At 38.3% G+C, this 12,912-nt stretch carries 11 protein-coding genes; 6 read left to right on the top strand and 5 right to left on the bottom strand.

Going from position 1 to position 12,912, the window contains the following annotated elements:
• The 3 genes from GUY17_RS17030 to GUY17_RS17020 form a co-directional block, all read right to left on the bottom strand.
• Nucleotides 1–1,200 (bottom strand): efflux RND transporter periplasmic adaptor subunit, encoded by a 1,200-nt coding sequence (locus GUY17_RS17030; RefSeq protein WP_101085337.1) that lies wholly within the window; start codon nt 1,198–1,200, stop codon nt 1–3.
• Nucleotides 1,201–1,653: 453 nt separating this feature from the next.
• Nucleotides 1,654–2,874: an ATP-dependent RNA helicase SrmB gene (gene srmB / locus GUY17_RS17025; RefSeq protein ID WP_101085338.1), complete on the bottom strand. Its 1,221-nt coding sequence runs from the start codon at nt 2,872–2,874 to the stop codon at nt 1,654–1,656.
• Between the two features lie 53 nt (nt 2,875–2,927).
• Nucleotides 2,928–3,266, bottom strand: coding sequence for a hypothetical protein (locus tag GUY17_RS17020; protein ID WP_254439829.1), 339 nt, complete (start codon nt 3,264–3,266; stop codon nt 2,928–2,930).
• Nucleotides 3,267–3,275: 9 nt separating this feature from the next.
• On the opposite strand from GUY17_RS17020, the gene GUY17_RS17015 reads away from it, so the two are divergent.
• The 5 genes from GUY17_RS17015 to GUY17_RS16995 all read left to right on the top strand — a co-directional run bounded on the left by GUY17_RS17015 (nt 3,276) and on the right by GUY17_RS16995 (nt 10,241).
• Nucleotides 3,276–4,844, top strand: a complete 1,569-nt coding sequence (locus tag GUY17_RS17015) for a site-specific integrase (protein ID WP_162023818.1) — start codon at nt 3,276–3,278, stop codon at nt 4,842–4,844.
• Nucleotides 4,837–6,687 carry a hypothetical protein gene (locus tag GUY17_RS17010; protein ID WP_162023817.1) on the top strand — a complete coding sequence of 617 codons (1,851 nt, stop codon included), beginning with the start codon at nt 4,837–4,839 and terminating at the stop codon, nt 6,685–6,687. Before GUY17_RS17015 ends, GUY17_RS17010 begins: the two co-directional genes overlap by 8 nt.
• The gene (locus GUY17_RS17005) at nt 6,688–8,691 is read left to right on the top strand and encodes a hypothetical protein (protein ID WP_162023816.1); all 2,004 of its coding nucleotides are present in this window, start codon (nt 6,688–6,690) and stop codon (nt 8,689–8,691) included.
• The gene (locus GUY17_RS17000) at nt 8,691–9,065 is read left to right on the top strand and encodes a hypothetical protein (RefSeq protein ID WP_162023815.1); all 375 of its coding nucleotides are present in this window, start codon (nt 8,691–8,693) and stop codon (nt 9,063–9,065) included. Before GUY17_RS17005 ends, GUY17_RS17000 begins: the two co-directional genes overlap by 1 nt.
• A 462-nt stretch (nt 9,066–9,527) precedes the next feature.
• Nucleotides 9,528–10,241 carry a tRNA1(Val) (adenine(37)-N6)-methyltransferase gene (locus tag GUY17_RS16995; protein WP_217351055.1) on the top strand — a complete coding sequence of 238 codons (714 nt, stop codon included), beginning with the start codon at nt 9,528–9,530 and terminating at the stop codon, nt 10,239–10,241.
• Between the two features lie 275 nt (nt 10,242–10,516).
• On the opposite strand, the gene GUY17_RS16990 is transcribed toward GUY17_RS16995, so the two are convergent.
• Both GUY17_RS16990 and GUY17_RS16985 read right to left on the bottom strand, forming a co-directional pair.
• A complete protein-coding gene (locus GUY17_RS16990; RefSeq protein ID WP_162023814.1) occupies nt 10,517–11,935 on the bottom strand; it encodes a DEAD/DEAH box helicase in 1,419 nt (472 codons plus the stop codon).
• 5 nt (nt 11,936–11,940) lie between these two features.
• A complete protein-coding gene (locus GUY17_RS16985; protein WP_162023813.1) occupies nt 11,941–12,480 on the bottom strand; it encodes a response regulator in 540 nt (179 codons plus the stop codon).
• A gap of 131 nt (nt 12,481–12,611) precedes the next feature.
• Here GUY17_RS16985 and GUY17_RS16980 point away from each other — a divergent pair, with 131 nt between their 5' ends.
• Nucleotides 12,612–12,818, top strand: a complete 207-nt coding sequence (locus GUY17_RS16980) for a helix-turn-helix domain-containing protein (protein ID WP_162023812.1) — start codon at nt 12,612–12,614, stop codon at nt 12,816–12,818.
• Nucleotides 12,819–12,912 lie beyond the last annotated feature (94 nt).

The raw sequence follows: 12,912 nt of genomic DNA, 5'->3' as shown, positions 1-12,912 counted from the left end.
TTATTCACCTGCAGTCGTAGCGGCTTGGGTGTCAGTATCGACTGGTTCAGTTTTGGTTTCTTCACCAAGTACTTTAATGGCTTGTCCAGAGTTTAAGCTGTTGATGCTAGTGGTTGATACGCGCTCATTCGCTTTGAAACTGCCTTGAATATAAATGGAGTCAACGTCTGAGCGAATAATATTCACTGGGCGTATTTCGATAATATTGTCGGCACTTACTACAGCAACCTGACCATTTCGTACTACATGGCGAGGCAGTTTTACCACATCATTAACGGTTCGACCTGTGATCACGGCATTAACAAAACTGCCATATTTTAGAGGTAGTTGGCCTTCGGTTTTGTTGTTACGCAAATAGGGATCATGAATTTCTGCTACCAAATAGACCATGCGAGTTTGTTCGTCGATGACATTTTCGCTGCGCACTATATTGCCTTGCCAAGAGACTTGTTTACCCGCCAGCAATGCTGTGAGTGTGACTGCTGTTTCAGGATTATCGACCGACTCTAAATAAGCGAGATCTTCATTTGCTAACGGCAATCTGATTTCGGCGATACTGGTGTCGTATAGTTCACCTAAATTTGTGCCTAACGTGACATATTGGCCTAAGTCGACATTGCGGGCCTTAATGATGCCGTCAAATGGTGCGCGAATAACGGTGCGGGCTAAGTTACGTTGTGCACGGGCTAATGCCGCTTCTGCATACTTGACGTTGGCTTGTTCTTTTTTCAGTTGTGGGATACGTAACCCAAGTTCTGGCGGTAAGCCTTTACCAAAATCTTTAAATTCAATTTTAGCCACAACACCGCGGGCTTTCTCTTCATTTAATGCTGCAGTGGCCTGTGCGACAGTCGCTTCAGCCTGAATAAGGTCAGCTTCGTAATCAGATGGTTCGATAATGGCTAGTTGCTCGCCTTTTTTAACTACGCCACCGGCAACAAAATTGGCTGAAATACTTAGCATGCGCCCTTGAACTTCAGTGACAAGTTGAGTTTTATATTTAGGGTTAACCACACCATAGGAGGGTAAGTTAAGCGATAAGGTTTGCGGCGTAACGGTTTGCACATCAATTATCGGTACACTGATGGCTTCATCTTTTTGCTCGGGTGTCTCTTGGGTGCTAATAAGTGCCAGGGCTAGCCCAACAAATACAATAATGATCAAGAGTGGTGACAATCTTCTTAGTATGATTTTTATCATTTCTTTTGCGTATCCATGCTGAAATAATGCTAAAGACAGTTAACTTCGTTGGCTAACATGTTCATTCAGATTCATTTTATTACTCATTGCATCTAAATTAACAGAGTATGACGTTTATCTAAATAGCCTGATGTAAATAAAATGTTTCAAAAAATTGTGTTTTTTATGATTCTACGATTAACGCTTAATAAGTTGGTTTTTTTGATATGTTTTAGCAAGAATAAAATACAGTATGAAAGTATTAATCCATAGCCATTAATGGTTTAGAGTCTATTTTGTTGGTGGGTGTTTTTTGTGCATAAATTGACATATCTTGACACTTTGTGGCGGTATTCGGTCTAGTTAATGATGATATATAGCGCTTTAGGGATAAAAAAAGCGAATCACTGAGTAATTCGCTTTAATACTAGTTGGTCAATGTGTTTTAGGACACTGCAAAAAGCTGCCTAAAAGTTACTTTTTCTTATATTTTTTCGATTTAACTCGAGCATCTTTTGCATTGGCTTTTTTCTTACCAGGCACTTTAGCTTCTTTGTGTTTAGGACGAAGTTCTTCAATCACACGACGTTTCAGTGGGATCTCAATGTATCGTTCAATTTTAGACACAATACGCATATCGTGCGCTTCAACTAGTGATATTGCGGTTCCTTTTGCGCCAGCGCGAGCGGTACGGCCAATTCGATGAACATAGGCGTCAGCAGAACGTGGCATGTCAAAGTTAATCACATGAGTAATGTCATCAACATCGATTCCTCGAGCTGCAACATCTGTCGCCAAAAGTACATTAACTTCGCCTTTAGAAAAACGACCCAATGCTTGGAAACGTTTTTTCTGTTCCATATCGCCGCGCATAAATGCACATGGGATATTGGCTTTTAGTAATAAGCCTTCAAGGCTGGCGACCATTTCGCGAGTTTTAACAAACACAATGGTGCGCGTAACATTTTCTTGTTGAAGAATATGGCATAACAATGCAAATTTATGTGCTTGATCGTCGGCCAAGTGAACCCATTGGTGTACTTTAGCTTTTTCACTGCGTGGCGCTTCAACATCGACCATTACGGGATCGGTTAATAAGTCGCGAGCGAAACGGTTAACCCCATTACCTTCAAGCGTGGCAGAAAACAGCATGTTCTGTTTGCGGCCTTGAGCTTCAATGGCAATTGATTGCACTACTGATGAGAAACCCATATCAAGCATGCGGTCAGCTTCATCAATAATTAAAATTTCAACTTCAGTGGCGTCAAATTTATCTTTATCTAGGTATTCCATTAATCGACCTGGGGTGGCGATTAATAAATCAACATTGTCTGCAAGTGCTTCTTCTTGTGGGCCATATGGAACACCACCAGTAATAATGACGATATTAAGCTCAAGCCCAGTGGCTAAATGACTTGCATAACGATGAATTTGACTGGCTAATTCACGCGTTGGCGTTAGCACCAAAATACGTGCTTGGCCTTCAAAACGACGAGGGAAGTCAATAAGGTGCTGTAAAGCAGGCAGTAAAAAACTGGCCGTCTTACCGGTGCCAGTTGGCGCACGCGCTAAAATATCCCGCTGATCCATGGCCAATGGAATAGTTTGCTGCTGAATGGTGGTAGGGGTGTTGTGTCCCATGGCCTTGAGTGACTCTAATAAGCTAGGGTCGAGCTGGAAATCTTCAAATTGCATGCGCTGGTCTCGCTGAAAAATAGTTGAGTATTATAGCTGACCTATTGAGCAGGCTAAAGCTTTAAGTAGAATGGGCGGCATAAATCTATCATCGTTTCGCTATATCGCTCTTGTTTGTCGCGGATCGTCATTTGATGATACTGAGTTTCAACAGCAGGATGAGTGAGTGTTTGTGGTTCAGTTGTTGTTGGGTAGTGCTGGATTGCCAATATTGATCGGTTAGCGACCTTTCCTTCAATGCTAATGATATCAAGCTGCTTAGCAACGAATAGACCATAAGTGTTAAGTTGTTGAGTAAAACTGGCTAGACTTTGCAGTGGCAAAATAACACTTGCCGTGCCTTGCGGAGCAAGTAATTGGCTAATCACACTCTGCAATTCGGCAAAGGGCAAAGTATTAGTATGCCTGGCGTCAGCTCGTGCGCTATTTTTGGCTTGTGTGCCCTGCTCAAAGTAGGGTGGATACGCGCTAGTTTAGGCTTATTGACAATGCGCGCTAGTTTTTCTAATGTGGACATATTCATGGTGAAAAAAAGAGCGGTTATGAGTTTAAATAGAGCTAGAAAAGTCACTCTTCCTGTTTTTACATTGACAGAAACTTGCGACAAAGAAGTTTCAGAAGCTACTGTTAAGGATAATGAGAGGTACTTCTATAAGCCAATGTTGAGTGATGATGGTGAGGTTCTTAACTTTAACCAAGTAGATATGGTGATTTCTAGAGATGGCTCCCCTTGGCATGATGGTTGTCTATTTATTTGGGATAGGATTATAGATAAATCAGATGACCTCCATGTCATACAGAAGTCCAATGCTGCAGGTGATATAGCCTATTTTCGTGAGTTCATTGAGGACTACTCGATTAACTATTTAGTTTTCCCTAAAAATAAAATGCATCGCCCTACTTATAGGTATAGGGCGTATTTAAAATCTAAAGTTCGCTCTGCGGAGATTGCAAAATCCACTGCCCAGAGGTTTATGCAAACAACAATTGCATTTTACAGATGGATGGAAAAAGTAAGAGGTTTTAAACCTGAGCATCCACCCTGGAGTGAAAGCGAAAGATTTATATCCTTCACTGATAACATCGGATTCAATAGGTTTAAATCAGTAACAACAACTGATATTTCCATTAAAGGCAGATCAGTACTTAAAGAAACGTATAAGATTATTGATGGTGGTCGATTACGCCCACTAGATATGAATGAGCAAAAAGTCCTTATAAGTAGTCTGATAAGGTTAGGCAATGAGTCCATTACTCTAATAATGTTGATGTCGCTTTTCAGTGGAGCAAGAATTCAAACGGTTTTAACCCTTAAAGTAAAGCATTTTAATGCTTTACTTTCTGATGACGTGGACTTAATCAAGCTTTTATGTGGTTCTGGTACGTCTGTTGATACAAAGTCTGAGAAAAATATATCCATTGAATATCCACGCTGGCTACATGATTTTATTATCGATTATATCTTTAGTGATAAAATTACAAAGCGTAGAAAAAAATGGTTAGACAAGACGCTAAGAGACAATGTAAGTCATGATGATGCATATGTTTTCTTAACTAACAGAGGGTCTCCTTATTATGAGGATTCTGTTGAAAGGAACATATTTAATCCAAATCAGAAAACAAGATCCAGACCTGATGGCTCGACCGTTAGAACATTCATAGCAGAAACACTCCTACCGATGATGAGGATAGAACTTGGCCTGACATTTAGTTTTAAGTTTCACGATCTTAGAGCTACATTTGGTATGAACCTCACAGATAGTCTTTTGTTAAAAGTTGAGCTTGGTGAAATGACTTTAACTCAGGTTAGGAACCTTGTACGAGACCGTATGGGACATGATAGTTATACAGTAACTGATGGTTACTTAGATTACAGACAGGACATTGGAATAGTAAACCTAGCTCAATCTGAGTATGAAAAGCATTTAAAAGAGCTTATACAATGCATAAAGGAAGGGGTTCATGGTTAATTCATTGATTCTTCGTGAGCTTGTAATAACTAAACTAGGTGAGCCCTACTCGGTAAATCCTTATGATCTTCATCACTGTGGGTTGGAGGTTGCTAAAGGCATAGTGGTAGATGTAGGGGCACTTTGTTTTATGAAATTAGGGCCTGGGGCAAATAAAAGATTCACATATGCTCCCAACTCTTTGAGAAAGCATCGAGAGACTCTTGTAGAGAAAATACTGGAATATGCTAACTCACAGGTTGGCTCTCTTACTAGAACTTCTATTGCGTCACGAGTGCGTCGTTTCCGCAAATTTGTGTTTTTTTGCAATGAAAAAGAATTACTATCGTCATACGATTATTCAGATTTTCGTTTGGCTTTAGAAGAATATGTCGCTTATTTACGTCAAATAATTCGATTGAAAGTTATTTCCAATAATGCTGCTCAGAGATACCAGTATGATGCAATCATATTTATGAGGGATGGAATAGAACTAGAAAATATCGAACTTGGTTTGAAACTTATTAAGAAAAGCAAGGCTTCAGTTGAACACACCGAAGCCCCTTCAGAAGATGATCTAGGTAAGGCTTTAACAATAGCCGAAGCCCTCTTTAATACGACATCAAATGCCATTATCAATGAAGTGCCTTTTCCCTTGAGTGTGGACTCTCCAGTGTACTTAGGTCGAAAAAATAATAAATGTTGGATATTTCCTGTTAAGCAATGGGCTAATCCAAATGATGAAGATAAGTCAAATTATAAATATTACGATTACAAGTCGGGCGTTATTGTGGGGGTTAAGAGTGCTCTAGCTGAAGGGCGAAAGCTAAACGGGGCTCAAAAGATTGCTCTAGAGTTAATTGAATATCACAATGACTACAGTAATAACGCATGGCATTGGTTGGCTCGAATCGGTATTTACTCATTCGCATTTCTATTTGCATCAATTACAGGGATAAACAAAAAGCAATTGATGGAACTACAATGGCAAAATAGTTATGTTATGAAAAAAGAGTCTCAAGATTTTATAGCTATAAAAAGGCGTGCAAATGACAAAGAAGTCTTATTTACAATCAAGGCAGAATTCAAGAGGATCTTTGACCGTTATATAGAAATGCGTCAAAAAATAACACAAGCATTTGGAAGTACAAACTATCTTTTTTTTTGTTTTACAAAAACTTTGGAGGTGAGGCCGCTTAAGCTTGATTTCTTTAAAGCTTCTTTTATTCAACTCCAAAAAATAGATGCTAATCTTTCTCACATTTACTATATGCAACTGAGAGCCAATAAATCAGAGTGGTTATTATCAAATAAAGATATTCATACCACTGCTGAGTTATTACAAAATGACGTTCGAACAGTGCAAGAGTGCTATTCGAGCGGAACGAAGAGAAATTCAGAGATACAAATGGGAGGCTTCTTTGATAAATTAAGAAATAAGGTTAAATCCCAAAGAGAAAGAGACTTTGTTGAAGTGGGGACTGGAAATTGTAAGGACTATGGTAATCCAACACGTGATATCGATACTAACCATGAGGTTCCATCTGATTGTAAGAAAAGCGAAGGATGCTTAATGTGTGATAACTACTCAGTCTTTGCCGATGAAAAAGATGTTAGAAAGCTACTTAGTTGTCGATTTTGTATAGAGTCAACATCGTATTTGAGTGCATCTTTGACTAATTTTGAAAACTTATACGGTGAGGTACTGGCGAGGATAGAATATTTCCTAAATGCAGTTTCTGATGAATTGCAAGATGATGGTAAATTGGTTGAACAGGTGCGAAAGGAGGTTTACGAAGATGGGATATTGGACTCATATTGGGAATATAAGTATGAGCAATTAATGGAATTGGGGATTGCTTAAATGGTAAATAGCGCGATCACCTACGATTGGTCTGTCGATACTGACAACACTATTCAAGACCTGCTACCAGATAGATATACTTCTACCTCCGGAAGACCTAGCCCAAATTTTGTAGTTGGTAGAAATTTAGAGGCTAAAGCTATATCACACTTTAAGGATAACACTTGGAATTGGAGTTATTACACATCTAGAGGTGTAAGATGTTTTCTTGATTTTAAAATATTGCAAGGAAGCAATAAAAGTATTGACTATAACGATGTTATGGATGAAGCAAAGCTTATCATTTTTTCAATCTCATGGTTATCTCCTGATGAGAACCTTTCCGCAACTACTACTTTGTTTTACCTTCGATTTCTTAAGATTATATCTGATTTTGGTGGTGCTGAATTGGGATTGATAAATGCACTCAATAGTGAATCATTTATAAAAAAGGTATCAAAAGGCATTTCTCCACACTTTATAACTTACCTTGTTTCTCTATATGGCAAGCTGAATAGGATTGTTCATTCAGTAGTAGATGTTAAACCTCCTCGGAAAAGACTCCTAGATAAGCTAAAAAAAATATCATATGACCACTATACAAGTCATGAGCAGCACCCACCTGTACCATCAAGAATTTATCTTTATCTGCTAGCAGAGTTAAACTCCATTATTAGTGAAGCTCTTGACGTAAAGGCTTCTCTCGGAAAAATGATTACAGATTTAGGGGAAAATAAACTTTTAGGTCAGACGAAGAGTACTCAGGATAAAATTTTTATCAAGGATGGTGTACCTTTTGGTAAGCGTTCATATGAACCTATTTGGAAGGTGTATGTTGAAAAGCAAGGCTCTAATATGGTTGAGTTAATAAACAACTATAAAATAAGTGATAGAGTATCTTTCACGCTTTACATTCGTGACCTTCTCGATGCGATTAACTTGTCATTGCTAGCATATACTGGCGCCAGAAAAGTGGAAATATTCAATCTAAAAGAAAAGTGTTTAGTAACAAAAGTTATTAATAACAAGACAGTTTATTTAATTGAGGGGGAAACTTCAAAGTTGAATAAAGGGATCGTAAGGAGAGCTGTATGGGTTACGTCAGAAGATGCCGCTCATGCTTGTGAGTTAGCCAAAGTGATAGCGTTCGGTTTATACAAATTTAGTGGTGAGTCGGGTGAAAATAAAAGGCTAACCCCAATTGGTATATCTCGAATGATTCATCAACATAGAGAGGGGCGGAAAGGTGATATTCCAACTGGTGCTGAAGGAAGGTTGTTTAATCCTAATGGTATATTTGGATGTAAGTTTAGGGCTATGGTTGTTTCGGAAGTTGATATGAAGGAGTTGGCTTTAATAGACCCTTTTCGCGACTGGCCATCTCATAAGAAGATTAAACTGGGTGAACCTTGGCCTTTAACTGCTCATCAATTTAGAAGAAGCTTGGCGCTGTACGCCAGTAAAAGTGGGTTAGTCACTCTTCCAGCGTTAAGGCGACAACTACAACATATAACAGATCGTATGGCTGCGTACTATAGCAATGGCAATTCGAGCGCTATCAATATCATTGGTGGGGGTAATGACTTCATTGATGATTACATTGATGAGCAACCTTTGTCGCAATTTGCCTCTTACGTGAAAAATGTATTAATGAGCGATGAGAGACTGTTTGGTGGGCATGGTAATTGGATTAATAAGGCTGATGGAACTCAAAAACAAATAATTTTAGGTGATAGGCAAAGACTTTTTGAGCAATTTAAGAATCGCGAAAAGGCATATGAAGTCACTTTGCTTGGCGGGTGTACATCTGGTTTGCCCTGTAAGGAAAAGGCAATGAAGAATATTGCAGCTTGCCTTGATTGTACTGGTTCAGTGATTGATCCTGAGCGATTAACACGGGTAATAAATAGTCAAAAAGCCTTAGTAAATAAACTCAATCCAAGCTCTGTCGAGTATCGGACTGAAGGTGCAGACTTAAAGTTAATGGTCCAGTATCAGGATAGAATAAGTGGGAAGGGGGAGTGATGTCGTCAGCATTAAATGATTACTTTTCTGCTTTAGAAAGGCTTAAGAATAACGTGCCGAACGTGCTGCCCAAGAACTCGGTTATAAACAAAGATTCCGTAGCGCTTGAGGCTGGTAGAAAAAGGGGATCATTAAAGAAGTCTAGAACTATTTTCGCAGATTTAATAACAGCGATAGAGGTTGAAGCAGGGAAACAAGTTAAAACTCGAAGACGGTCGGAGCATAGGTTAAATAAGCTAGGTTCAGAGGTAAATGAATATAGGGCTTTGTACGAACAAGGTCTTGCTAGGGAGTTATCATTAATAATTGAAATTAGAAGATTAAAAGAAGAAAATGCAATATTACAGAAAGGAGTATTAACAAGGATAAAATAATACTTTATATGGTGTAAGTGAGTAATAAAGTCTCAAACCAACAGGGTGGTAAATGGTTATCTTGACTGTCTTTCTAAACTAGAAAATCTTAAAAATAACTTAATTCACCTAATGCTTACATAAAAATCAGATCGTATTCGAGAAATGATTTTCGATGATAGCTATAATAGCATAGGGCAAGTGTATGAACCTTTTTATCTAAACCTGTGCAAATTAGAATCAGAGGAAGTTCAGTCGATAACAATTTCTATGGTTAGAATATGAAATGTTGGATATACCTGCCTCGTCTTGTCGGTGTATGAAAAACACTCACCCGTACGGTAGTCTTGTATAATGGCACAGTGAATTATTGTTCAAGGGGGGATTTAGAGTAAATTTAAATGTTAGCTCCATTTGAATTGAATTCATATAAATAATCAATCACTATGAAGCAAAATTATTTCAAATTTAAACGGTTATATTGTGAATCAAAGAGATTTTTCCTTTAAGCAATTCTGTATTTGTGCAGGTGAAACTGGTATGCCAGTAAGTACAGATGGGGTAATGCTAGGTGCTTGGGCAAACATTAGTTCTGCAATGACAATTCTAGATATCGGAACGGGTACAGGCTTGCTCGCATTAATGTGCGCACAAAGAAACCTTCACTCTAGAATTACTGCAATAGATGTAGAATCAACGGCCATTGAAACAGCCATTTACAATACTACTCAATCAAAATGGAAGGAGCGTATTCAAGTTATTAAAACAAACATTCTGTCTTATCACCCAGAAATCTCATTTGACCATATCATATGCAACCCACCATATTTTAACGATGGTGAAAAGTCACAAAATACTCAAAGAGCAATCGCTCGGCATAGCCATTCCCTTCCTCACCTATCGTTAATCAATCAATGTAAAACTCTTTTAAAACCGTCCGGTAGAGCAAGTTTCATTCTTCCTTCAACAGAGGGGGAAACTTTTATTCGACTTGCACAAAATGAAGAATGGTTTGTTTCGAGACGTTGTGATGTTAAAACAACAGAAAATAAAGAAGTTAAGCGTGTTATGTTTGAATTATCATTATATGCAACACAATCAATTCAAACAAAAATAGTCATTCATGATAAAACCCATAAGCTCGGGTATAGTGAGGATTTTATCAAGCTATGCCAACCTTTCTATTTAAAAATGTAGAAATTTTTCATTAAGCCATTACAAAAATATTGGTAAGCCACTGACGTGGTTTAATTGATGCGACTAACCCAGTTAAGACATAATTGATTTAACTGGAGATTGAAATGAAAACACGTAAAACCAATTCAAAAGAATTCGAACTTGATGTCATTGCACTGGTAGAAGATCAAAATTACAGTATTGCTGAAGCCTCTAGAAATTTATAGGTGATTCCTCAACTCGGCTGCGTGATAAAAAAAGCTTACTTATGGTGACACCATAAGTAAGCTTTAGCCTTAAAAAGGCGAATCGAACGTAGATATTACCTTTTCTCTAAATCCCCCTAAAAGCTCAAAAGACTGTGATACAAAATTTATAATATTATTAGATGAAATTGTATCCAGAGAATTAGATTTAATGGGGTTTTGTTGATAGTTGCATCCCAAATCTAGCTTACGAACACTTCGAGATAAATTATGTTCTTCCATAATTTCATTTTTTTCTATTGATAGTACTTCTGATAAACTGACATTTATATGCGTTCTGAATATTACAGGCCTGTCAGGTATTTCTTCTGCTATACGGTTTGCAAACTCTACAAGCTTTGGTTCTGCAAAGGTGTATAGCCAAGCTTGCTGGTTAGCCGAATCATTCCTACGTAAAATACGCCCCAATACTTGCCTAAAATAGAGTTCTGTTTTAACTCTGCTGAGGTGACAGCAAACCTGCAAACGTGGAATATCAGTACCCTCGCTTATCATGCCGACACTGACAATCCAGTTGGTTGAATCGTTTCTAAATTCATTTATCTTAAAGGAAGGGTCATCTTCTTTGTATGTAACGATCTGAGCCGTTTCACTAAACTCGGTTTTTAGCATATTAAATATATATGCTGCGTGCTCAGTTGATGAGGCTACGATGAGTCCTGCTGCATGAGGGTTGTTCTGTTTTATTACTTTAAGCTTGTTCGTTGCTAGTGCTAAGGTATACCGAATTGCTTCATGATTTTTGATGATCGATTGATATGAAATTGATGAGCTTTTAAATAAGTCATCTAAACAACTGTAGGTCTTTGTTTTGTTCTCTTTGTCAGTTACTGAAATTTTGTCATTATCGATTAGTACAATTTGGGGGATACGACATACACCATCGGCAACAGCTTCCTTCAGGCCATAAATATAGTCACATTGAATCATATTATCCGGATCTGTATATCGAGATAGGGTAATCGGTGCTTGATCAGAACGCCAAGGCGTACCAGTCAGGGCTAAGGTGTACTGCGCTTGCTCTTGTATGTTGAGTAAGATTTCCCCCCCCCAAGCATTAGCATCCTCAAGATTACTGCCAGAACAATGATGGATCTCATCAAAGATAACGAATACGCGATTTCTTTTTAGTAACTGCCAGAAGTCCTCTTTAAAAGACAGCATTCCTTGGTAGGTGTAGGAGTAACCTACTGAGCCTATTACTCCATCGAAACGACACTCCAATCTATAAGAGAAAGTTTTTTGAATACCTTGCGAGATATTCACTGAAGGAGAAAAACACAATACAAAATCAATAAGATCTTGCTTGAATAATTCAGCCGCGACCTCTGCCGCCATAATCGTCTTACCTGCGCCTGGAGTCGCCAAACAAAGGAAGTGCCTTTGATTTGATTCAAAGTGCTCTAGAGCGCGATTAACGCACTCTGATTGCCATTGTCTAAGTTGCATTGAGGTTACTTTTTCTGATGAGCAAGAACAGACTTAATCGCTTTGATTTGTCCCAAGAGCTTTGAGCTGTTTTCTCGAGCTAACATGTATTGTGATTCAAGGTGGCCTTTCATTTCAGGGAAAGATTGGTACAGGCGCATATATTCTTCTGACTCACCAATGCTGGTGAGTAGATCAACTTCAGATTGCTTAAGACGTTCTTTTAACTGTTGGATTACATCGTGTTCAATCTTATCTAGCAACTTGGACGGATGCCTAGCATCTTCATTACGCTGATTTATGATGAAACTTGCTTGAGAAAATTGTTCTGTTTTCTGGTAAATAGCCGTTTTTGAATTTTCGCTAATAATTTTCTTTAAAACTCCTTTTTTAATGAGCTTGTTTACCTGCCTATAAATAAATTTATAAGCTTCACTAGCACTTTGATTGCTTGGCGAGGCAGCCCAAAAGGCATCCCGCAGCTCTACAACTTGAAAGTTATTGCAGTTCTCGTCCTGGAGAATAGTATGCAATGTAGCGCATATTTTGATTGAAACTTTTGACATTACTTTCTCACAAGAGGTTAATCATTGGTTCTAATTAGGAGTAGAAGAACATTATAAACTAAATGCGGATTATAATCCGTGGCTTTGTAAGCCGCAACTTTGGATAGTCTTTCTCTTTAACGAGATTTAAAATGAAAGACTTAGCGATCCAATTTGGCTTGAAATTACGGGATAAACGAAAAGAATTGGGAATATCTCAAGATAAACTAGCGCTTTTAGCTGAAATTGATCGCAGCTATGTGGGAAGAATTGAACGCGGGGAAGTCAATATCACCCTTGAAAAGGCATACCAATTGGCTGAAGTTTTAGAGTGTGACATCCGAACGCTTTTGCCCTAGGGGAAGTGCAGATCTATTTCCGTACAGCCATTTAATATTTCTAGCAAGGTTGCTCCCCCTACTCGGCTTAGATTGTTCAAGCATGTATTTGGAT

Source organism: Shewanella sp. Arc9-LZ (assembly GCF_010092445.1).
Classification (GTDB): domain Bacteria; phylum Pseudomonadota; class Gammaproteobacteria; order Enterobacterales; family Shewanellaceae; genus Shewanella.
Note: the sequence above shows the minus strand (reverse complement) of the source record. Positions and strands in the feature narration are given on the sequence as shown.

What these genes read in the sequence shown, in the direction of transcription:
- GUY17_RS16980 (WP_162023812.1), top strand. Translation starts at nt 12,612, where the DNA reads ATGAAAGACTTAGCGATCCAATTTGGCTTGAAATTACGGGATAAACGA.
- GUY17_RS16985 (WP_162023813.1), bottom strand. Translation starts at nt 12,480, where the DNA reads ATGTCAAAAGTTTCAATCAAAATATGCGCTACATTGCATACTATTCTC.
- GUY17_RS17010 (WP_162023817.1), top strand. Translation starts at nt 4,837, where the DNA reads ATGGTTAATTCATTGATTCTTCGTGAGCTTGTAATAACTAAACTAGGT.
- srmB (WP_101085338.1), bottom strand. Translation starts at nt 2,874, where the DNA reads ATGCAATTTGAAGATTTCCAGCTCGACCCTAGCTTATTAGAGTCACTC.
- GUY17_RS17015 (WP_162023818.1), top strand. Translation starts at nt 3,276, where the DNA reads ATGCCTGGCGTCAGCTCGTGCGCTATTTTTGGCTTGTGTGCCCTGCTC.
- GUY17_RS17000 (WP_162023815.1), top strand. Translation starts at nt 8,691, where the DNA reads ATGTCGTCAGCATTAAATGATTACTTTTCTGCTTTAGAAAGGCTTAAG.
- GUY17_RS17030 (WP_101085337.1), bottom strand. Translation starts at nt 1,200, where the DNA reads ATGATAAAAATCATACTAAGAAGATTGTCACCACTCTTGATCATTATT.
- GUY17_RS16990 (WP_162023814.1), bottom strand. Translation starts at nt 11,935, where the DNA reads ATGCAACTTAGACAATGGCAATCAGAGTGCGTTAATCGCGCTCTAGAG.
- GUY17_RS17005 (WP_162023816.1), top strand. Translation starts at nt 6,688, where the DNA reads ATGGTAAATAGCGCGATCACCTACGATTGGTCTGTCGATACTGACAAC.